Raw genomic sequence first — 21,641 nt, 5'->3', positions numbered from 1 at the left:
CCCGACAGCTTTGCGGCACGGCGGACCCCGGGACAAGCCCGGGGTGACGGTCACATACGTATGCCGTGGTCAGGGCGCCCAGTGGATGTCAACCGGCAGCTCGGTATCCGCCAGCACGCGCCCGATCGGATAGGTCGACCCAGCCCCCTGCGCGATGGCGTCCTCGATCACCTTGCGCTTGGCCGCGCCCGTCACCGCGATCATCACCGAGGCGGAGGCAACGATCGCCGCTCGGCTCAGCGTCACGCGCGCGACCGGCGCATCGGCCGGCATCGGGTCGGGCATCACGCCGAGCGCGCGGCGTTCCTTCGGGCCATTGAGCGCTTCGTCGAAATCGGGACCCGGGAAGATCGACGCGGTGTGCCCGTCGCCGCCCACACCGAGCAGGCACAGGTCGAGCGGCCAGTGGAGGTCCTGCATCAACGCGTCGGCGGAGCGCCCCGCGGCCTTGTAATCGGCGGTCGCGGTTGGGACGATCGGTATCACGCGCGCGCCCTTGGGCAGGAACGCCTTAGCCAGCGCGGTGACGTTCGACAGCGGATCGCCGAGCGGCACGATCCGCTCGTCGCCGGGGATGATCGTGACGCGCTTCCAGTCGAGCTTGGCTTCGCTTAGGATGGCGTAGATGGGCAGGGGCGTCTTGCCCCCGGCGAGCGCGATGACCGCGCCGCCCCGCGCGTCGATCGCGCTTTCGATGATGAACTGGATGTCGCCGGCGACCGCCTCCGCCATCTCCTCGGCGTCGTCATAGTCCCACCATTCGATTTCTTCGTTGATCGCCATTTGCATTCCTAACCAATTCCGTTCGCTTCGAGCGAAGTCGAGAAGCCGTCCCTCCGTCAGCATGTCTCGACTGCGCTCGACACAAACGGGGAGGGCAGATTGCCGTTCCTAATCGTCCTGCCAGGTCACGCCGTCGCGCTCGGTCAGCGCGATCGAGGTGGACGGGCCCCAGCTGCCCGAGGCGTAGCTCTTGGGCTTCATGTCGTTCGCGGCCCAGCCGGCGCGGATCGCGTCGGTCCAGGTCCATTGTGCCTCGACCTCGTCGCGGCGCACGAACAGCGTCTGGTCGCCCTCGATCAGGTCGAGCAACAGGCGTTCGTAGGCGATCCGTCGCCGTGTGCCGGCGAATTCGGCGTCGAGGCTGAGGTTGAGCGGGACTTCGCGCAAGTGAATGCCGTCGCGGTCGAGTCCCGGCTCCTTCGCCATCACCAGCAACTGGATCGTTTCCTCGGGCTGGAGCCGGATGATCAGTTTGTTCGGCTGGAGCAGCCCGCCGCGCCCGGCGAACATCGAGTGCGGCACCGGCTTGAACTGGATGGTGATCTCGCTCCGCCGCGTCGCCATGCGCTTGCCGGTGCGAAGGTAGAACGGCACGTCCTGCCAGCGCCAATTGTCGATATTGGCCTTGATCGCGACGAAGGTCTCGGTGACCGACGGCTTGCCGAGCTCGTCGAGATAGCCCTTGACGATCTGCCCGTCGACCGCGCCCGGGCCGTATTGGCCGGTGACCGTAACGTGCGGCGCGTCCTCTGGGCTGATCAAGCGCAGCGAGCGGAAAACCTTGGCTTTCTCGTCGCGGATCGAATCCTTGTCGTATCGCGCCGGCGGCTCCATCGCGATCAGCGCGACGAGTTGCAGGATGTGGTTGGTGACCATGTCGCGGAGCGCCCCCGCGCCGTCGTAATAGCCCGCGCGTTCCTCCAGCCCGACCGTCTCGGCAATCGTGATCTGGACGTTGTCGATCCCTTGCGCGTTCCACACCGGCTCGAAGAACGAATTGCCGAACCGCAGCGCCAGGATGTTCTGGACGGTTTCTTTGCCGAGGTAATGGTCGAAGCGGAAGATGCGGTCCTCGGGGAAAACCCGCGCGACCGCATCGTTGATCTCACGGCTGGAGGCGAGGTCATAGCCGAGCGGCTTTTCCAGCCCGATGCGAACGTCGCCGTGGGTGAACCCGGCCTTCTCCAGCCCCGCGATGGTCGGCTCGAACAGGCTCGGCGCGGTCGACAGAAAGATTGCGAGCCCCTTCGACGTGTCGCCCAGTTCGTCGGCGATTCGCGTGAAATGATCCTCCTTGGTCACGTCGAGCGTCTGGTAGTTGAGCCGCTTCAGGAATGCCGCGATCTTGTCCTTTTCCTTGCGGTCGGGCGGCAGATATTCGTCGAGCGCGCCCTTCGCGAACTTGCGGAACGCCTCGTCGCCCATCGGCGTGCGCGCAGCCCCGGTGATTGTCATGTCGGCGGGCAGCAAGCCGTCTTCGTCGAGGCCGTAGAGCGACGGAAGCAACATGCGTTGCGACAGGTCGCCGGTCGCACCGAACAACAGCAATTTGTCGAGCGGCGCGCGGGTTTCCATGCAAAATCGGCCTTTTTCGGGGAGGCCGCCCGCCTACCAGACGAAATGTCGGCGGGGCAACCTCATTCCCGTGCCAAACGCGCCCATTCGACGCTTGATCCGCGGTCGGTCATCGTCGCAAGTGGGCCTATGGATATCGGACAATCAATCGTCGAACATGGACCGGTCGATATCCGGGGTTTGCGTGATGGCCTGGCGCGCGTGTCATCGGATTTCTGGCATCTCGATCGGGCGAGCCGGGCGGGCCTGGCGGGGGACAGGCCGGGCGGCGCGGTCTATTATTATAACGACCAGCCTAACTTTCTGGCGCGCTCGGCACTCAGCGAGGCCGAGCAGACCGGGCGGATCAGCGTATTGCGCAACGCCGCACGTCCGCTCTTCGAGGCGGTGGAGGCCATCGTGCGGGATCACGTCGCGCCGCGCTACCCCGACTGCGACGTCCTGCGCGCGCAGTTCGCCGAACTGCCGGCGGGGGAGACGATCTCGCCGCATCGCGACGCGGGCATGCTGGCGCTGATCCACCGCACCCATATTCCGATCGCGACCAACGATGCGGTCGTCTTCACGATCGCGGAAGAGGATTTCCGGCTCGAGGAGGGCGTGCTGTACGAACTCAATAACTGCGTGCGGCATTCGGTGCGCAACCACGGTGCGACCGATCGAGTCCATCTGCTCGTCGACATGTTGCCGCACGCGGTCGGCCGAGCGGTTTATTTCGATTCGGCGAAGGAACTGGCGGTCGCGATGATGACGGGCCGCTAGAGCGTCAGCCCCGCGATCGGATCGAACCCGGCCATGATGTTGAGGTTCTGCACCGCGGCACCCGCCGCGCCCTTGCCGAGATTGTCGAGCGTCGCGATCAATCGGGCCTGGCCGGTCTCGTCATTGCCGCAAACGCGCAAGGTCAGCCGGTCGGTGCCGGCATCGTCCTCGATCCGCACGAACGGAACATCGCCCGGCGCGACCCGGACCAGCGGCGAATCCTTGTAGGCCTCCGCCAGCGTCGCTTCGATCTGCGCGAGGCTCGGCTTGCGCGGCAGCGCGTGGAGCGGCAGCGGCACCTCGACGATCATCCCGCGATAGGTGTCGGCGACACCCGGCTGGAAGATCGGCACATGCTCGATCCGCGCGTGGCGGCGCATTTCGGCGACATGCTTGTGCGACAGATCGAGGCCATAGGCGCGCGCGCGCGTCTTCGCCTTGCCGCTTTCGAATTCGGCGATCATCGCCTTGCCGCCACCCGAATAGCCCGACAGCGCGTTGATGCTCAGCGGCCAGTCGACCGGCACGTAACCGGCGCGGACGAGCGGGCGGACGAGGGCGAGGAATCCGGTCGGGTAGCACCCAGGGTTGCTGATCCGTGCGGCGGCCGCGATCTCCGCCTGCTGCGCGGGCTCGAGCTCCGGAAAGCCATAGGTCCAGCCGTCGGCGATGCGATGCGCCGACGAGGCGTCGATCACGCGAGTCGTGTCCGACGCGATCATCTCGACCGCCTCGCGCGCGGCGTCGTCGGGCAGGCAGAGGATGACGATATCCGCGTCGTTGAGCGCGTCGCTCCGCGCCTTGGCGTTCTTGCGCTTCGACTCGTCGAGCGTGACCAGCGTCACGTCCTTGCGGCCGCCCAGCCGCTGCGCGATTTCCAACCCGGTCGTGCCGTGCCCGCCATCAATGAAAACGCTGACGCTCACTTGATCTGGTCCAGCGCGTCCCGATCGACATATCCGGCCAACCGGCGGTCGGGCGATACGCCCCAGGCCACTTCGCGCAGCACTTCGAGGCATTCGAACGCATCGCCAGCCTGCAATTCGGCCAATACTGCCGAATCCGCGGATGACGTGAGATGGAGGACGACATCGCGCGTCACGACGCACGGCATCGGCGCGGCATAATGCGGCGCGAAGACATATTCGGCGAGCCGCACGTCGGCCAGATCGGGGCGGACGGCGTTGTGGCGCGGATCGATCGCGACCGAATGCCCGGTCAGCGCAAAACTCTTACGCGGTGGCGCGCCGGGCGCGAGGCTCGCTTTCTCCCACAAATTGTCCGAACTCTTCAAGAAAACCTGCCCCTTCGGTCGTCCGCGCGATGAAAATGTTGCGTTTGTCGGTATCGTCGCGCTGGCGGCGCAGATAGCCGAGGCCGCCCAACCTGTTCAAGGCACGTGTCACGACCGGTTTAGACACATTCAGCGCGCGCGCCAGCCCGCGCACCGTGTGCGGCCCCGGGCTGAGATAGACCACCATCAGCAACGCCATCTGGCGGTTGGTCAGATCCGGTTCGCCCGATCGGACGTAGTCGACCAGCGTGTTCATCCATCGCGTGAGCGGCGGAGCGGTGAAGGATGCGGCGACATTCATGGCCTTGCTCACAATCGTCTGCTCGAAAAGAGGGCGGTATCGTCAGCGTAACAACGTGCGCCGGGGCCGCTTGGTTTCAGGTGAGTTACGAATTGTCGCGCAAAGCGCCCGCGTTGCGTGTCATTCGTTACGGTTGATCGCGCCCGCGGCCTCGCCTATGTGCCCGCTTTCCCCATTTCAGGCGCTTCCCGTTCCATGCTGTTCAGTTTCCTGCTCGTCGTCCATTTCCTCGTCGCGTTCGCGCTTGTCACGGTCATCCTGTTGCAGCGCTCGGAAGGCGGCGGACTGACCGGCGGCGGCAGCCCCGCGGGGCTGATGTCGGCGCGCGGCGCGGCGGATTTCCTGACGCGTTCGACCGCGATCCTGGCGACGGCGTTCGTGTTGCTGTCGATCACGCTCGCGTTCATGGCGGCGACGCGGCACGCGACTTCGATCGATACCTCGGTCAACCGGGTGGCGCCGACCGCGCCCGCACCCGCGCAGTCCGCGCCCAATGGCGGCGCGTTCGGCGGCGACGCGGCCAACGCCGCGGCGGGTACGGCCGCGCCGGCCAACCTGAGCTTTCCTGGCGTCACCACGCCGCAGGAAAATCGCGCGGCCCCCGGCAACACGGTCGCGCCGACCAAGTAAATTCGCGTAGCGGACCGCGGCGCCGGCAATTTATTTGCCGGGTCGCGGATTCGCGCGCTTGCCGTCCGTCCCCAATCCAAGCTAGGCGTTTTCTCCCATGGCGCGGTTTATTTTCATTACCGGCGGCGTGGTGTCCTCGCTTGGCAAGGGTTTGATGGCGGCGAGCCTCGCCGCCCTCCTGCAAGCGCGCGGCTATCGCGTCCGCATCCGGAAATTCGATCCCTATCTCAACGTCGATCCGGGCACGATGAGCCCATATCAGCATGGCGAAGTCTACGTCACCGACGACGGCGCGGAGACCGACCTCGACCTCGGCCATTACGAACGCTTCACCGGCGTTGCGGCGCGGCAGTCGGACAATGTGACCTCGGGCCGGATCTATCAGCAGATCATCCAGCGCGAGCGGCGCGGCGATTATCTCGGCGCGACGGTGCAGGTGATCCCGCATGTCACCGACGCGATCAAGGCGTTCGCGCTCGCGGATACCGACGACCTGGATTTTGTGCTGTGCGAGATCGGCGGGACGGTCGGCGATATCGAATCGCTGCCGTTCATCGAGGCGATTCGCCAAATCCGCAACGATTTGGGGCGTGGCAATTCGGTCAGCGTCCATGTGACGCTGGTGCCGTACATCGCGGCAGCGGGCGAGTTGAAGACCAAGCCGACGCAGCATTCGGTGCGCGAGCTCGCGGCGCTCGGGGTCCAGCCCGACGTGCTGGTGTGCCGCTGCGAACAACCGCTACCGGCGAGCGAGCGCGCCAAGATCGCGTTGTTCTGCAACGTGCCGGCGAACGCGGTCATTCCGGCGCTCGATGCGAAAAGCATTTATGCCGTCCCGGTCCAGTATCACGAGGAGGGGCTGGACGAAGCCGTCCTCAACGCGTTCGGGATCGAGCCCGGAGCGAAGCCGCGGCTAGACCGCTGGACCGACATCATGGACCGGCTGACCAATCCGGAAGGGGAAGTCACGGTCGGGGTGGTCGGCAAATATGTCGGGCTGCAGGACGCGTACAAGTCGCTCAACGAGGCGCTGGTCCACGGCGGGATCGCGAACCGGGTGAAGGTCAACATCCGCTGGATCGACGCCGAAATCTTCGAGCATGAAGACAGCGACGTCGCGGCGAGCCTCGAACCGCTCCACGCGATCCTCGTCCCCGGCGCGTTCGGGGAGCGCGGCGCGGAGGGCAAGATCGCCAGCGTCAAGTTCGCGCGCGAGCGGCAGGTGCCGTATTTCGGCATTTGCTTCGGGATGCAGATGGCGTGCATCGAAGGGGCGCGGAACTTGGCAGGGATAGAAAAGGCCAGTTCCACCGAATTCGGCCCGACCGACGAGCCCGTGGTCGGCATCATCACCGAATGGATGACCGCCGAGGGCGTCGAGAAGCGCGAGGCGGGTGGCGATCTGGGCGGCACGATGCGGCTCGGCGCGTACGACGCGAAGCTGGCCGGCAACAGCGTGGTGTCCTCGATTTACGGCGCGACCGACATCAGCGAGCGGCATCGTCACCGCTACGAGGTTAATACCGGCTACAGGACGGCGCTGGAGAAGGGCGGGCTGGTATTCAGCGGGATGTCGCCCGACGGCATGCTGCCTGAGATCGTCGAGCGGCCCGACCACCCGTGGTTCGTCGGTGTCCAGTTTCACCCCGAGTTGAAGAGCAAGCCGTTCGACCCGCATCCGCTGTTCGCGAGCTTCATTGAGGCGGCGGTGAAGAAGAGCCGGTTGGTCTGACGGTCCCCCGGATGCCCAAGCTCAAGGTATTCCGCACGCCGATCGGTTTTCACGACGCCTATGTCGCCACGCTCAGCCGTGCCGCGGCGCTGCGGGCGTGGGGCAGCGACAAAAATCTGTTCGCCCGCGGTATGGCCGAGGAGGTGACCGATCCGGCGTTGACCGCCGAGCCGCTGGCCCAGCCCGGCACGGTGTTCAAGCGCTCGCGCGGCACGGCGGGCGAACAAGTCGCCGCCTTGTCGAAGGGCAAGACATCCGCCGCAAGGAAGAGCAAACCGAAACCGGCGAAAGCGGTCAAGCCGCGAGGTCCGCGCCCCGACCGCGCGCCGCTCGACGCGGCGGAAAAAGCGTTAGTCGACGCCGCCGATCAGCACGAACGCGACGTCGGCGAACTCGACAGACAGATCGCAGCCCTCGAAAAGAAGCGGGCGACGCTGGACACCCAATATTGCACCAAGGCTGCCAAGCTGGAAGGGCAGCGCGCATCGCGTGAGATCGCTTACGATCGCGCGATGGCCAAGTGGCGAGGTAGCTGAAAAAAGGCGCCCGAACCGTTCGATCCGGGCGCCGTCATTGGACGCCTCCAACGGAGGAGAACCGTCCTCGCGGTTACGCTGCCTTAGCTTCGTCCGCAGTCGTCGTTTCGATCGCAGCGAGCGGCGCGCCGGTCTTGATCGCGATCGTCTGCGGCTTCAGCGCCTCGGGCACTTCGCGCACCAGGTCGATCGTCAGCAGGCCGTCGTTGAGCCGCGCATCCTCGACGCGGATGAAGTCGGCGAGCTCGAAGCGACGTTCGAAGCTGCGCGTCGCGATACCCAGGTGCAGGAACGCCGACTGGTCGCCGTCCTTGTCCTTCTTGCCGCTGACGGTCAGCAGGTTCTGCTGCGCGACGATCTCGATCTCGTCGCGGCGGAAGCCGGCGACCGCGAGCGTGATGCGGAAATGATCCTCGGCGGTGCGCTCGAGATTGAACGGGGGGTAATTGTCGGCGCTCGACTGGCGCGTCGATGCTTCGAGCATGTCGAACAGGCGGTCGAAACCGATGGTCGAGCGGCGATAGGGGGTCAGGTCGAACTGTCGCATGTGAATATCCTCCAAATGAGCAATGTTCAGGTTGGCGCGACCCCGTGTTGGGCATCGCGTCGCCGCATATCTGGGGCGTTCCGTCGCCGGTTCAAGATAGTCCAAACGATAAAATGTCGCCGTTTTTCAATGGTGCTAAAGTTTGGCTTCGGCGCACAGACAGGCGAACTTGCTGTAATCATAGCAACCGAGTGGGGATTTTATCGGTTCTCGATCTAACAAGGGAATCGACGATGCTTGCGACGCTGCCGCTCTTGCTCTCCGCCGCCGCGCCGCAAGCGATCGCGCTTGCCGACACTCCACGGATTCCGGTCGCGGAGCCCGCCCCGCAGGCCGACCCGCAGGCCGCGCCTAGGGACGACGGCGACATCGTCATCACCGCACGCCGCCGCGAGGAGCGGCTCCAGAACGTGCCAATCGCAGTATCGGTGCTCTCCGGCGAGACGATCTCCAACACCGGTGCGTTCAACGTCAACCGGCTCCAGACGCTCCAGCCCTCGCTGCAATTCTATTCGAGCAACCCGCGCAATTCGGCGATCAACATCCGCGGGCTCGGCGCGCCGTTCGGGTTGACCAACGACGGGATCGAACAGGGCGTCGGGCTGTATATCGACCAAGTCTATATCGGCCGCGTCGGCGCCTCGACCTTCGATTTCGTCGATGTCGAACGCGTCGAAGTGCTGCGTGGGCCACAAGGCACGCTCTATGGTAAGAACACCACCGCCGGCGCGGTCAATATCACCACCAAGAAGCCGAGCTTCGAGCCGGAGGCGACGTTCGAAGTCAGCACGGGCAATTACGGGCTCGTGCAGATCAAGGCATCGGCCTCCGCGCCGATCGCCGACGGCAAGCTCGCGGCGCGCATCTCGACTTCGGTGACCAAGCGCGGCGGGACGATCTATGACATCACCAAGGATCAGAACCTGCAGAAGCAGGATAATTTCAGCGTCCGCGGCCAGTTGCTCTGGCGAGCGACACCCACGCTCGACCTGACCTTCTCCGCCGACCTCAGCCTGCAAAATCCCTATTGCTGCGTGCAATATTATGCGCGTCTGGCACCGACGCAGCGTCCGCTGGCGCGGCAATATACGGCACTGGCCGCGGCATTCGGCTATACGCCGCCGAGCTTCGACCCGTTCGACCGCGTGACCGACCTCGATGCGAGCATCAATTCGCGCCAGGAAGTCGGCGGGCTGTCGCTGGTCGGTAGCTGGGACGTCGGATCGGCAACGGTCACGTCGGTCACCGCCTGGCGCTATTGGGATTGGAAACCCGCCAACGACCGCGACTTCGTCGGGCTGCCGATTACCACGGTGTCGCAGAACCCGTCGCAGCAAAAGCAGCTTTCGCAGGAAATGCGCATCTCGTCGAACGGCCAGCGCAAGTTCAGCTATACGCTCGGCGCGTTCTTCTTCAATCAGACGATCAACACGCAAGGATCGCAAGTGCAGGGGCCGGCGGCGAGCCGCTGGCTGCTATCTGGCGCCGATGCGTCGAACCCCAACGTACTCGACGGACTGACGTCGACCAACACGATCAGCTTCGACAACACGAGTTTCGCGGTGTTCGGCAAGCTCAATTGGGCACTGACCGACAAGCTGCACGTCCAGCCTGGGCTTCGGCTCAATTACGACAAGAAATCGGGGTTCTACGAATCGGTCGTGAGCATCGCCAATGCACAATACAATTTCGTCGCCACCGCCGATAACGTCGCCGCTTTGCTCGCGGCCTTCCCCAACCCGAGCGCTGCGCGGACAACGTTTCAGAATCAAATCAACACGCTGGCGCCGCAGCGCTACAGCCCGCGTTTCAGTGCGTGGAACCTGTCGGGCGACCTGACACTGTCGTACGACGCGACGCCCGACGTGCATTTCTATGCGACCTATGCGCGGAGCTTCAAATCGGGCGGGATCAACCTGTCCGGCCTGCCGCTCAATTCGACCAGCACTGGCGTCGATCTTAGCACGCAGACGGTCAAACCCGAGAAGGTCAACCACTTCGAGGTTGGGCTTAAGACGCAGTTCCTCGACCGAAAGCTGACGGTCAATCTCGCGGGATTCTGGGACGAGATCACCGATTATCAGGCGACGGTGAACAACAATGCGATCAACGTGATCCGTGGATATTTGGCCAACGCCGGCAAGGTGCGGGTGCGCGGCGTGGAATGGGATTCGTCGCTCCGCCCGTCGCCGCGGCTCAGCCTCTATTTCAACGGTGCCTATACCGACGCCAGATATGTCGACTTCAAGAATGCGCCGTGCCCGCCGGAACTGTCGGGCGGCAGCGCGACCGCGCCCGGCGGCGTCACCGATCCGGCCGGCACGCCCGGCGGCCGCAGTCCGGCCTATTGCGACATTTCGGGGCAGATTTTGCCCGGCATCTCGAAATGGGCGCTGTCGTGGGGCGGCGAGTTCAACGTGCCGGTCGGCAACGGCAAGGCGTATATCGGGTACGATGGCAGCTATCGTTCCAGATTCTCATCCAACCCTTCACGCTCGGCCTATATGGACATTGCCGGCTACTCGTTGTCGAACCTGCGCGCCGGCTACCGAACCGACAAGTTCAACGTTTACGGCTGGGTCCGCAACGTCTTCGACCAGCATTATTTCGAGTTGCTCAGCGCGCAGTCGGGCAGCACCGGGCTGATCGTCGGTCAACCGGGCGATCCGCGCACCTATGGCGCGACGCTTCGCGTGAGTTTTTGATGGTTCCCGCGCGCGCGGGACAGGGGGTGAGGGTCTTCTTCTTACTGGAAGCTCGAAGAAGACCCTCATCGCTGGTTAAGCGCGCCAGTCGGCAAAGCCGCCGTCGCTCGGGTCGCCAGGCGACCGGGCGAAGCGCTGCTCCGCACCGCCGGCCAAGCTTGCTTAGCCGACTTCGCTTCGCCCAAAAGCAAACGACCGAGCTGTTACCAGCCCGGTCGCCTGCGTGACGATTGCTCGTCAGCCCCCTTGAAGCTTCCGCCCGCGCGTCCCTGTCGAGACGGAGCTGGAAGCAATCCCCGAACCACGGCCATCGACCTGCGTTTCGTGAAGCCCGGTGCTAGGCGGCGAGTCCCGCTTTGTCATCGCCAAACGACCCGCCGGCCGCCGATTGCGGCAACCGTGTGTCGAATCCGCCACAGCATCGCCTTGGTTGCCAGTCACTTGCCGTCACCGTAGAGCGGGGCGATCCGGGGGCGGACGAGCGAGGGCCGAATTGATACTCCTGTCGCGCTACGAACGCATGATCGCGGGGCGCTATCTCCTTCCCGGCAAGGGCGAGCGGTTCATCGCCGTGGTCGCCGCGTTCAGCCTCGGCGCGGTGATGCTCGGCGTGTGGGCACTGGTCATCGTGATGAGCGTCATGAACGGCTTTCGCGCCGAGCTGTTCGACAAGATCGTCGGGCTCAACGGCCACGCGATGGTGCAAGGGTACAACGGCCAGCTGCGCGACTGGCGGAACATCGCCGCGCAGGCCAAGGCGACGCCCGGCGTGACCAGCGCCATTCCGCTGATCGACCAGCCGCTGATGTCGACGGTCAACGGTCGAGTCGAATTCATCCTGTTGCGCGGCATGCAGGTCGACGACCTGCGCAAGAACAAGGCGATCGCCGATAACGTCATCGTTGGGAATCTCGCCAGCATCACCCCGGGCAGCAACCGCGTCGCGATCGGCTCGCGCCTCGCCGAATCGCTCGGCGTCCAGGTCGGCGACCAGATCACGATCTGGAACCCCGCGGGCCAATCGACGCCGTTCGGTACGATGCCGCGAATGGTCGCCTATACCGTCGGCGCGATCTTCGAGGTGGGCGTGTACGATTACGACAAATCTTACGTCCTGATGCCGATGGAGGACGCGCAGACGCTGCTTCTGCTGCCCAGCGACACGGTGATGATGATCGAGGTCAAGACGGATAACCCGGACAAGGTCGGCGACATCCTGCGCCCGCTCGCCGCCAAGGTTCAGGGGCGCGCCGTCATCAACGACTGGCGCCAGATGAACTCCGAGCTGTTCGAGGCGCTGGCGGTCGAGAAGGTCGTGATGTTCGTGATCGGCTGCATCATCATCCTGGTCGCGGCGTTCAACATCGCCTCGTCGCTGATTATGTTGGTCCGCGCGAAGACGCGCGACATCGCGATCCTGCGCACGATGGGCGCGACGCGCGGATCGCTGGTGCGGATTTTCATGACGGTGGGGACGACGATCGGCGTGCTCGGCACCGCCGTAGGAACGCTGCTCGGATTCGCGACGCTGGCGGTGCGGCAACAGGTGCTGAATGTGGTCGGGCGCATCACGGGTCAGAATCTGTGGGACCCTTCGATCCGCTTCCTCACCGAACTGCCGTCCAAGCCCAACCCGATCGAGATCGCGGCGATCGTCGTGGTCGCCTTGCTGCTGACGTTCGTCGCGACGCTCTATCCGGCATTCAAGGCAGCCGGGACCGATCCGGTGCAGGTGCTGCGCTATGAATAGCCCGGTACTGGCCACGCAAGGGCTCACCCGGTCGTTCGAGCAAGGCGGCGTCACAATCGAGGTGTTGCGCGGCGTCGACCTCTCGGTCGGCCCGGGCGAGATCGTCGCGCTGCTCGGCCCGTCGGGATCGGGCAAGTCGACGCTGCTTCAGGCGGTTGGTTTGCTCGAGGGCGGGTTCGGCGGGTCGATCCGCATCGCCGGGGCCGAAGTTGCGCAACAGGACGCCGCAGCGCGCACCGTGACACGACGCGACCGCCTCGGTTTCGTCTATCAGTTCCACCATCTGCTCCCCGACTTCACGGCGATCGAGAATGTCGTCCTGCCGCAGCTGATCCACGGCGCGACACAGGGCGAGGCGGAGGCGCGCGCCGACGCGCTGCTCGTCGCGCTCGGGCTGAGCCATCGCCTGACGCACAAGCCCAGCCAATTGTCGGGCGGGGAGCAGCAACGCGTCGCGGTTGCGCGCGCGCTCGCCAATCGCCCCGCGCTGATCCTCGCGGACGAGCCCACCGGCAATCTCGATGAAGGTACCGCCGACGTGGTGCTCGCCGAACTCCTCCGTCTGGTCCGCCAGGAAGGGTCCGCCGCGCTGATCGCGACGCACAACGAACGGATCGCGGCGAAGATGGATCGTGTGGTACGCTTGCACGACGGGCATCTCGAATAAGGGGGCACACATGACCGCGATCACCGATTTCCACGTCAAGGCGGCGAACGGCACCGACGCCGATCTGGCCGAGTTCGCGGGCAAGGTGCTGCTGATCGTCAACGTCGCGTCGAAATGCGGGTTCACGCCGCAATATGAGGGACTGGAGGCGCTGCACCGCCAATATGCCAGCCGCGGTTTCGAGGTACTCGGGTTTCCGTGCAACCAGTTCGGCGCGCAGGAGCCGGGCAACGCCGAGGAAATCGCGACCTTCTGTTCGCTGACTTACGACGTCACCTTCCCGGTTTTTGCCAAGATCGACGTCAACGGATCGGCCGCGGATCCGCTGTATGCCGAGCTCAAGAAACAGGCACCAGGGTTCCTCGGCACCGAGGGGATCAAGTGGAACTTCACCAAGTTCCTGGTCGGTAAGGACGGTAAGGTGGTCGAACGGTACGCGCCCACAACCAAACCGGAGGAGATCGCCGCGGACATCGAAAAGCTGCTCTGACCGTGGCGGAGATCGAATCGCTCGCCACCGAGGAGCCGCTCGCCAGGCACGTACAGCGGCATCGCACGGACCGGCTGATCATGTTGTCGGACGGGATTTTCGCGATCGCGACGACGCTGGCCGCGCTCGAGATCCACTTGCCCGAGCACCCTGATTCGCTGGCGGCGATGCTTGCCGAAAGCGGCCAGAGCCTGGTTGCCTACGCGCTGAGCTTTCTGGTCACGGCAGTGTTCTGGGTCGCCAACCGCGAATTGTTCGCCCGCGTGCGGCGCACCGACAATATCCTTACCGCATTCGCGTTGGGCCTGTTGTGCGGCATCGCGATCCTGCCGGCGGCGGTGCACGTCTTCTATCAGCCGGGCGGGCTCACCGTCGGGTTCAAATTCTATTGCCTGGTCATGGTGGTTTGCGGGCTGATGAACTCGGCGATGTGGATTTATGCGTCGGCACGGCGGGGCGTGATGCGCGACGAAGTCACACAGGCCGAACGTTGGCGAAAGGCGCTGCCGACGCTGATCATGCCAGCGGTGTTCTTCGTCTGCCTGTTCGTCGACAAACGCCAAATGGTATGGGTGATCGCGCCCGTCGCTCTGTCGATATTCGTTCTCCGGCGTGTCGTGGCGCCCCGGCTCGCGCCGACGAAAGCTGTGGATAGCGCGGCGTAGCGGTTTGCCTCGCGGGGATGCGGCGTCCATAGTCGACCGATGCCCCATTCCGGCTTCGTGCCCCTGCGAATCTTCTCCTGCTACACGATGCTCGACGGGGCGATCGAGCCGAAGGCGATCGCCAAGGTGGCGCGCGCTCTGGGATTTCCCGCCGCCGCACTAACCGATCGCAACGGCCTCTACGCCGCGATGCAGTTTTCCGATGCGGCGATCGAGGCAGGGGTGCAGCCGATCATCGGCGCGATGCTCGGCGTCGCGCGGCCCGATTTGCCCGAGGGTGCTGCGGTCGCGGTCGATTGGCTGGCGCTCTATGCGCAAGACGAGGCCGGGTATCTCAACCTGTGCAAGTTGGTCAGCGACGCGCATCTCGGTCGCCCAATCGAACAGGCGCCGCATGTCGGTCTCGAAACCTTGTCCGCGCATGCCGATGGCCTGATCGCGCTAACCGCGGGCGGGGAAGGCGCGCTCGCCCGATTGTTCGCGGAGGACCAGCCCGAGCGCGCGCTCACCTATGCTGACCGGCTCCAAGGCATCTTTGGCGACCGGTTGTACATCGAGATTTCGCGCCGCCTCGACCCCGTCGAGGGCAAGGCCGAGGCCGAGCTGCTCGACCTCGCCTACGCTCGCAACTTGCCGATCGTCGCGACCAATCCGTGCTGCTTCGCCGATCAGGAATTCGGCGAGGCGCACGACGCGATGTTGTGCATCGCCTCGTCGAGTTACGTCGCCAGCGAAGACCGTCCGCGCAGTTCCCCCGATGCATGGATGAAGCCCGCCAAGGATATGCGGACGCTGTTCGCCGACTTGCCCGAGGCGATCGCCAACACGCTCGTCATCGCGCAACGCTGCGCGGTCGCGGCGCCCAAGCGCAAGCCGATCCTGCCGAGCCTGGCGGGCGACCGCGACGGCGAGGCGGAGATGCTGCGCGCCGCGGCGCGCGAGGGATTGCAGAAGCGGCTCGACCGCATCGTGGAACTGGAAACGCGCGAATACGGCTGGGAGCAGGAATATCGCGACCGGCTCGAATTCGAGCTCGACGTCATCATCTCGATGGGTTTCCCCGGCTATTTCCTGATCGTCGCCGACTTCATCCAATGGGCGAAGAGTAACGACATTCCGGTCGGCCCGGGCCGTGGATCGGGCGCTGGCAGCGTCGTCGCGTGGTCGCTGACGATCACGGATCTCGACCCGATCAAACTGGGTTTGCTGTTCGAACGCTTCCTCAATCCCGAGCGCGTGTCGATGCCCGACTTCGACATCGACTTCTGCGAAACGCGACGCGGCGAGGTAATCCGTTACGTCCAGCAGAAATACGGCCGCGACACCGTCGCGCAGATCATCACGTTCGGGACGATGAAGGCGCGCGCGGTGCTCAAGGACACCGGGCGCGTGCTCCAGATGAGCTACGGCCAGATCGACCGGCTGGCGAAGTTGATTCCCAATCACCCGACCGATCCGTGGACGCTGACCCGCGCGCTCAACGGCGTCAGCGAACTGGCGAGCGAGTATCGCGGCGACAAGGACGTGCGGCATCTGCTCGACTTGGCGATGAAGCTGGAGGGATTGCCGCGTCACAGCTCGACGCACGCCGCGGGCGTGGTGATCGGCGATCGCCCGCTGGCCGAATTGGTGCCGCTCTACCGCGACCCCCGTTCCGACATGCCCGTCACGCAGTTCGATATGAAATATGTCGAATATGCGGGTCTGGTGAAGTTCGACTTTCTCGGCCTCAAGACGCTATCGGTGTTGCAAAAGGCGACGCAATTGCTCGCCAAGCGCGGCATCGCGCTCGATCTCGACGCGCTGACCTGGGACGATGAGGACGTCTATCAGTTACTCCAGAAGGGCGACACTGTCGGCGTGTTCCAGCTCGAATCCGAAGGGATGCGGCGCACGCTCTCCGCGGTTCGCCCGTCCAATTTCGGCGACATCATCGCGCTCGTCTCGCTCTACCGGCCCGGCCCGATGGACAACATCCCGAGCTTCGGTCGGCGCAAGAACGGGCAGGAGCCGATCACCTACCCACACCCGCTGCTCGAACCGATCCTGGCGGAGACGTACGGCATCTTCGTCTATCAGGAACAGGTGATGCAGGCGGCGCAGGTGCTGGCGGGCTATTCGCTCGGCGGTGCCGACCTGTTGCGCCGCGCGATGGGCAAGAAGATCGCGTCCGAAATGGCTGCGCAGCGCGACCATTTCGTCGCCGGGTGCCTGGAAACCAACCAGATCGACAAGGCCAAGGCGAACGAGCTGTTCGACTTGATCGACAAGTTCGCGGGCTACGGGTTCAACAAGTCGCATGCCGCGGCGTACGCGCTGCTCGCGTACCAGACCGCGTGGCTCAAGGCGCATCACCCACACGAATTCTTCGCGGCGTCGATGTGTTACGACCTGCACCTGACCGACAAGCTTGCGATCTTCGTCGACGACATGCGCCGGCTCGACGTCGCGATCCTGCCGCCCGACGTGAACGCCAGCGCGGCGGAGTTCGACGTGCAGCCGGCGGGCGGGGGATTGGCGGTCCGGTACGCGCTCGCCGCACTCAAGTCGGTGGGCGAGGGTGCCATGGAGCGGCTGGTCGAGGAGCGCGACGCCAACGGCGCGTTCGCGAATCTCGACGATTTCGCGCACCGCGTCGATCCGCGCCTCCTGAACAAACGCCAACTCGAAACACTGGCGGCGGCCGGCGCGTTCGACGGGGTCGATCCCAACCGCGCCGGCATCTTCGCGTGCGCCGAAACGATCCTCGCCACCGCGGCGCGCGTGCACGACCAGAAGACCAGCGGGCAGGGCGGGTTGTTCGGCGAAAGCGAGGCGTCGGGCACGCACATCAAGCTGCCGCTCTCGGTCCGCTGGACCCTCGCGCAGCGAATGGAGCAGGAGAAAGAGGCGTTCGGCTTCTATTTCTCCGCGCATCCGGTCGACCGATTCGCGCAACTCGCCAAAATGCATGGCGCACGCCGCTTCGCCGATCTGGGCGATATCCAGATCCCCGAAAATGGCCGCGCCGGCGCGGTGATGGCGGCGATGGTCGAGGATGCCCGCTGGCGCACCTCCGCCAAGGGACGCCGCTACATGATGGCGACGATGTCGGACCCGTCGGGTCAGTTCGTCGCGACGTGTTTCGACGAGGTCGTTGCGAGCGACCTGGAGGAAGCCGCGCGCAATGGCGGGTGCGGATTGCTGACGGTCGAACTCGACCGCCGTGCGGGCGAGGAAACCCCGCGCGTCACAATCAAGCGCATCCAGCCGTTCGAAAGCCTGGCCAATACGACGCGAATGATGCTGGATATCGCGGTCGACGACGTCGTTGCGATTCCCGCGATCTGTGCGCTGCTGTCGGAAGCGCGGGGCGCGAGGGGTGAGGCACGCGTGACCGCGGCGTTGCCGGATGGTGGAAGCGCGACGGTGCTGCTCGGCCGCGACTTCCTGCTGGACCTCGAATTGACGGATCGCATCGCCGGCCTGCCCGGTGTTTCGTCCGCCGAGGTCGTGATCGCCCCGCCACAACGGCTTGCGCTGGTCGGCTAGGCGCGAAATACTGCCCGCGAGATAGCGGCGGGGAGAGCGTGATGGCGCTGGGTGCGATGCAGGATTTCGAACTGCGCGTGATGCGGCTGCTCGATCACGCCGCGCGCGAGCATGGCAGCCGCGAGCTGGTCAGCTATTGGGCGGACGGTCGCGAGACGCGAACCGACTGGGCCGGCGTCCACCGCGACGCGCGCAAGCTCGCGCAGTGGCTCGAGAAGAAGGGTATCGCGCCCGGTGACCGCGTCGCGACGCTGGCGATGAACCACCATCACCACTTGACCTCGTGGTACGGCGCGATCGGGATGGGGGGGGTGATCCACACGATCAACCCGCGGCTGTTCGACGAGCAGCTGGTCTACATCGCCAACCATGCCGAGGACCGCGTCCTCTTCTACGACAAGCAGTTCCAGCCGCTGGTCGACCGGTTGAAGCCGCAATGGACGAGTATCGAGCATTACGTCGCGTACGACGAATTGGGGCCAGACGGTTTCCAGACGATCCTCGACGGCGAGGACGGCAAGTATGCGTGGCATGAGGGGCCGGAGCGCGACCCCTGCATGATCTGCTACACCAGCGGCACGACGGGGAACCCCAAGGGCGTTCAGTACGAACATCGCTCGACCGTGATCCACGCCATGGCGGAAGTCGCACCGTGGGTGTTCAACCTCAGCCCGCGCGCGGTGGTGCTGCCGGTGGTGCCGCTGTTTCACGCCGCCGCCTGGGGGCTGCCGTTTGCGTGCGCATTGGCGGGCGCGAAGATCGTCTATTCGGCGACCAACGAAGCGAGCGTGATCTGCCGCTTGATGAATCAGGAAAAGGTCACGCATTCGGCCGGCGTGCCGACCGTGTGGCTGGCGATGTTCCAGCACATCGATTCGACCGGCGAGAAGCCGGAGCATCTTCAGCAAGTGACGATCGGCGGATCGGCTTGTCCGCGCGCGATGATCGAGCGAATCATGGGGATGGGCGTGGTGGTCAAGCATCTGTGGGGCATGACCGAGACCTCGCCGATCGGCACCGCCGGCACGCCGCCGCCGCAGTGGGACGATATGACGCTGGACGAGCAGCTCGATCTGGTCAGCAAGCAGGGGCAGATTCCCTTCGGGATCGAGCTGCGCGTGCTCGACGACGACGATAAGGAGCAGCCGCGCGATGGCGTCAGCTCCGGCCGGCTGCAGGTGCGCGGGCCATGGGTCGTGAAGCGCTATTTCAAGGCGGAGCAGGACGCGGTCGACAAGGACCAGTGGTTCGATACCGGCGACGTCGCGGTGCTCCACCCCGACGGCACGATGCAGATCACTGACCGCGCCAAGGACGTGATCAAGTCGGGCGGCGAGTGGATCAGTTCGGTCGACCTGGAAAATGCCGCGGTCGGCTGCCCCGGCGTGCACGAAGCAGCCGCGATCGGCGTCTATCATCCCAAATGGGACGAGCGCCCGATCCTGCTCGTCGTGCGCAAGCCGGGCGGCGAGGTCACCCCACAGGAGATCACCGCACACCTGGCGAAGCACGTCGCCAAATGGTGGCTGCCCGATGAGATCCTCTTCGTCGAAGAGTTGCCGCACACCGCGACGGGCAAGATCCTCAAGACCGAGCTTCGTGCGCGGTACAAGGATTACAAACTGGCCAGCGCAGCCTGACTTGCCTTTCGGCGCGGGGACGGGCAGCTTCGTCTAAATGGACATGGTGACGACCGGCAGCGCCGGCGAGAATGGCGTAACGCTCAGCGCCCGGCCCGAGGCGCTGCGGCTGGCCCCGCGCGAGACCGCGGTCGTCGTGATCGACATGCAGAACGCCTATGCGAGCGAGGGCGGCTATGTCGATCTCGCGGGGTTCGACATCGCGGGCGCGGCGGGGACGATCGGCAAGATCGCGACGGTGCTCGACACCGCGCGCAAGGCCGGGGTGCAAGTCGTCTACCTCCAGAACGGCTGGGATCAGGATTACAAGGAAGCCGGCGGTCCGGGGTCACCCAACTGGCACAAGTCCAATGCGCTCAAGACGATGCGCGCACGGCCCGAACTAGCCGGGCAATTGCTCGCGCGCGGCGGGTGGGACTACGAGCTGGTCGATGCGCTCAAGCCCCAGCCGGGCGATATCACGCTCCACAAGACGCGCTATTCCGCCTTCTTCAACTCGCAGCTCGATTCGACGCTGCGCGCGCGTGGCATCCGCAACATCGTGTTCGTCGGCATCGCGACCAACGTCTGCGTCGAGAGCACGCTGCGCGACGGCTTCCACCTCGAATATTTCGGCGTGATGCTGGAGGACGCGACGCACCATCTCGGCCCGCCCGCGATGCAGGACGCGACGGTCTACAACGTCGAGAAATTCTTCGGCTGGGTCAGCACCGTAGCGGACTTCTGCGGCAGTTTCGGCCAACTTCCCCAACCAGATAGTAAGGACTGATGTCATGGCGTTCGAGCCCATCAACCCGCCGCAATTCCCGACCCCGATCGCGCCATATTCGGCCGGCGCCAAGGCGGGGAACACCGTCTACGTCTCGGGCGTGCTGGCGCTGGGCGAGGGCGGGGCGGTGCTCCATGTCGGCGACGCGGCGGCGCAGACCCGGCATGTGCTCGAGGTGATCAAGACGACGCTCGAAGCGGCCGGCGCGACGATGGCCGACGTCGCGATGAACCATATCTTCCTCAAGGATCTCGGCGATTACGCCGCGTTCAACCAGGTCTATGCCGAGTATTTCCCCGGCCCGAAGCCCGCGCGTTACTGCATCAAGTGCGAGCTGGTGAAGCCCGATTGCCTGGTCGAGATCGCGTCGGTCGCGCACATTGGCTGAGCCAGCACTATACACCTCTCCGGCGAAGGCCGGGGCCCAGTTGCGAGCGGCCCGATGCTGGGCCCCGGCCTTCGCCGGGGAGGCGTGAATGGGGCAGGCGGGCGGACTCTATTATGAAGAGCATGGGCATGGTGACGCCCCGCCGCTGATCCTGTCGGCCGGGCTGGGTGGATCGGGCAGTTATTGGGCGCCGAACCTGCCGGCGCTGGCCGAGGCGCATCGAGTGATCGTTTACGATCATCGCGGGACCGGAAAGAGCGACCCGGCGATCCCCATTCCGACGTCGATCGACGACATGGCGCGCGACGTGATCGCGCTGATGGACGGCGCGGGTATCGCTCGCGCCGATCTGATGGGCCATGCGCTCGGCGGGATCATCGGCCTGGCGCTAGCGCGGATTGCTCCCGAGCGGCTGAACAAGCTGGTCGTCGTCAACGGCTGGGTGAAGACCGATCCGGTGACGCTGCGTTGCTTCGACGCGCGACTGCATGTGCTGAAATCGGGTGGCCCCGCCGCCTATGTCGCTGCCCAACCCATCTTCCTGTTCCCTGCAAGCTGGATCGCAGAGCATGGCGACCAGCTCGACCGCAACGCCGTCCACCATGTCGCGCATTTTCAGCCGGAAGCGACACTTCGAGCGCGCATCGCCGCGATTGCCGCGTTCGATGGGACCGCATGGATCGGCAGCCTTACCACGCCGACGCTGGCGCTTGCCGCGCGTGACGACATGCTCGCGCCCTACACCGCGTCGGAGCACCTCGCCGCCGCCAACGACAACATCTCGCTATCGCTGATGGACTGGGGCGGCCACGCCTGCAACGTCACCGATCCCGACACCTTCAACCGCATCGTCCTCGATTTCCTCAGGAGCTAAGC

20 protein-coding genes are annotated in these 21,641 nt (G+C 65.0%); 14 read left to right on the top strand and 6 right to left on the bottom strand.

Features of this window, described 5'->3' with window-relative positions; all coding sequences use genetic code 11:
- Positions 1 to 69 precede the first annotated feature (69 nt).
- A complete protein-coding gene (gene pgl, locus E7773_RS06725) occupies positions 70 to 783 on the bottom strand; it encodes a 6-phosphogluconolactonase (RefSeq protein ID WP_293989766.1) in 714 nt (237 codons plus the stop codon).
- A 108-nt stretch (positions 784 to 891) separates the two neighbouring features.
- Positions 892 to 2,358, bottom strand: coding sequence for a glucose-6-phosphate dehydrogenase (gene zwf, locus E7773_RS06720; protein ID WP_293989763.1), 1,467 nt, complete (start codon positions 2,356 to 2,358; stop codon positions 892 to 894).
- Between zwf and E7773_RS06715 the strand changes: the two genes are divergently transcribed.
- A complete protein-coding gene (locus E7773_RS06715) occupies positions 2,296 to 3,120 on the top strand; it encodes an aspartyl/asparaginyl beta-hydroxylase domain-containing protein (RefSeq protein ID WP_293989760.1) in 825 nt (274 codons plus the stop codon). The two genes, zwf and E7773_RS06715, sit on opposite strands and share 63 nt — an antisense overlap.
- On the opposite strand, the gene argC is transcribed toward E7773_RS06715, so the two are convergent.
- The 3 genes from argC to E7773_RS06700 are packed head-to-tail and all read right to left on the bottom strand — an operon-like array spanning position 3,117 to position 4,670.
- Positions 3,117 to 4,046 carry an N-acetyl-gamma-glutamyl-phosphate reductase gene (argC, locus tag E7773_RS06710; RefSeq protein ID WP_293989757.1) on the bottom strand — a complete coding sequence of 310 codons (930 nt, stop codon included), beginning with the start codon at positions 4,044 to 4,046 and terminating at the stop codon, positions 3,117 to 3,119. The two genes, E7773_RS06715 and argC, sit on opposite strands and share 4 nt — an antisense overlap.
- Positions 4,043 to 4,414 (bottom strand): SH3 domain-containing protein, encoded by a 372-nt coding sequence (locus tag E7773_RS06705; RefSeq protein ID WP_293989754.1) that lies wholly within the window; start codon positions 4,412 to 4,414, stop codon positions 4,043 to 4,045. Before E7773_RS06705 ends, argC begins: the two co-directional genes overlap by 4 nt.
- Positions 4,353 to 4,670 (bottom strand): MarR family transcriptional regulator, encoded by a 318-nt coding sequence (locus E7773_RS06700; protein WP_293990008.1) that lies wholly within the window; start codon positions 4,668 to 4,670, stop codon positions 4,353 to 4,355. The genes E7773_RS06705 and E7773_RS06700 overlap by 62 nt, the downstream gene beginning before the upstream one ends.
- A gap of 243 nt (positions 4,671 to 4,913) precedes the next feature.
- Here E7773_RS06700 and secG point away from each other — a divergent pair, with 243 nt between their 5' ends.
- From secG to E7773_RS06685, 3 genes are all read left to right on the top strand, one after another.
- Positions 4,914 to 5,345, top strand: a complete 432-nt coding sequence (secG, locus tag E7773_RS06695; protein ID WP_293990007.1) for a preprotein translocase subunit SecG — start codon at positions 4,914 to 4,916, stop codon at positions 5,343 to 5,345.
- Positions 5,346 to 5,442: 97 nt separating this feature from the next.
- A complete protein-coding gene (locus tag E7773_RS06690; protein WP_293989751.1) occupies positions 5,443 to 7,077 on the top strand; it encodes a CTP synthase in 1,635 nt (544 codons plus the stop codon).
- An 11-nt stretch (positions 7,078 to 7,088) separates the two neighbouring features.
- Positions 7,089 to 7,613 carry a hypothetical protein gene (locus E7773_RS06685; protein ID WP_293989748.1) on the top strand — a complete coding sequence of 175 codons (525 nt, stop codon included), beginning with the start codon at positions 7,089 to 7,091 and terminating at the stop codon, positions 7,611 to 7,613.
- Positions 7,614 to 7,686: 73 nt separating this feature from the next.
- Here E7773_RS06685 and E7773_RS06680 read toward each other — a convergent pair whose 3' ends face one another.
- Entirely contained in the window at positions 7,687 to 8,160 is a 474-nt protein-coding gene (locus E7773_RS06680; protein ID WP_293989746.1) for an Hsp20 family protein, read from the bottom strand.
- Between the two features lie 233 nt (positions 8,161 to 8,393).
- Between E7773_RS06680 and E7773_RS06675 the strand changes: the two genes are divergently transcribed.
- From E7773_RS06675 to rutD, 10 genes are all read left to right on the top strand, one after another.
- The gene (locus tag E7773_RS06675) at positions 8,394 to 10,865 is read left to right on the top strand and encodes a TonB-dependent receptor (RefSeq protein WP_293989744.1); all 2,472 of its coding nucleotides are present in this window, start codon (positions 8,394 to 8,396) and stop codon (positions 10,863 to 10,865) included.
- 496 nt (positions 10,866 to 11,361) lie between these two features.
- Entirely contained in the window at positions 11,362 to 12,615 is a 1,254-nt protein-coding gene (locus E7773_RS06670; RefSeq protein ID WP_293990006.1) for a lipoprotein-releasing ABC transporter permease subunit, read from the top strand.
- Entirely contained in the window at positions 12,608 to 13,282 is a 675-nt protein-coding gene (locus E7773_RS06665) for an ABC transporter ATP-binding protein (protein ID WP_293989741.1), read from the top strand. The genes E7773_RS06670 and E7773_RS06665 overlap by 8 nt, the downstream gene beginning before the upstream one ends.
- Before the next feature lie 10 nt (positions 13,283 to 13,292).
- The gene (locus E7773_RS06660) at positions 13,293 to 13,772 is read left to right on the top strand and encodes a glutathione peroxidase (RefSeq protein WP_293989738.1); all 480 of its coding nucleotides are present in this window, start codon (positions 13,293 to 13,295) and stop codon (positions 13,770 to 13,772) included.
- A 2-nt stretch (positions 13,773 to 13,774) separates the two neighbouring features.
- The gene (locus tag E7773_RS06655) at positions 13,775 to 14,437 is read left to right on the top strand and encodes a TMEM175 family protein (protein WP_293989734.1); all 663 of its coding nucleotides are present in this window, start codon (positions 13,775 to 13,777) and stop codon (positions 14,435 to 14,437) included.
- Between the two features lie 39 nt (positions 14,438 to 14,476).
- On the top strand, positions 14,477 to 17,968 hold the full coding sequence (gene dnaE, locus E7773_RS06650; RefSeq protein WP_293989731.1) for a DNA polymerase III subunit alpha: 3,492 nt from the start codon (positions 14,477 to 14,479) through the stop codon (positions 17,966 to 17,968).
- A gap of 41 nt (positions 17,969 to 18,009) precedes the next feature.
- Complete coding sequence (locus tag E7773_RS06645) at positions 18,010 to 19,608, top strand: long-chain fatty acid--CoA ligase (RefSeq protein WP_293989728.1); 1,599 nt, start codon at positions 18,010 to 18,012, stop codon at positions 19,606 to 19,608.
- A gap of 37 nt (positions 19,609 to 19,645) precedes the next feature.
- The gene (gene rutB / locus E7773_RS06640; protein ID WP_293989725.1) at positions 19,646 to 20,377 is read left to right on the top strand and encodes a pyrimidine utilization protein B; all 732 of its coding nucleotides are present in this window, start codon (positions 19,646 to 19,648) and stop codon (positions 20,375 to 20,377) included.
- A gap of 4 nt (positions 20,378 to 20,381) precedes the next feature.
- Positions 20,382 to 20,765, top strand: a complete 384-nt coding sequence (rutC, locus tag E7773_RS06635; RefSeq protein ID WP_293989723.1) for a pyrimidine utilization protein C — start codon at positions 20,382 to 20,384, stop codon at positions 20,763 to 20,765.
- Between the two features lie 88 nt (positions 20,766 to 20,853).
- Entirely contained in the window at positions 20,854 to 21,639 is a 786-nt protein-coding gene (gene rutD, locus E7773_RS06630) for a pyrimidine utilization protein D (RefSeq protein WP_293989720.1), read from the top strand.
- Positions 21,640 to 21,641: the final 2 nt, after the last annotated feature.

Origin of the sequence: Sphingomonas sp. (assembly GCF_004799495.1) — a bacterium.
Taxonomy (GTDB): Bacteria; Pseudomonadota; Alphaproteobacteria; order Sphingomonadales; family Sphingomonadaceae; genus Sphingomonas.
This window is presented reverse-complemented; position numbering and strand designations above follow the sequence as displayed.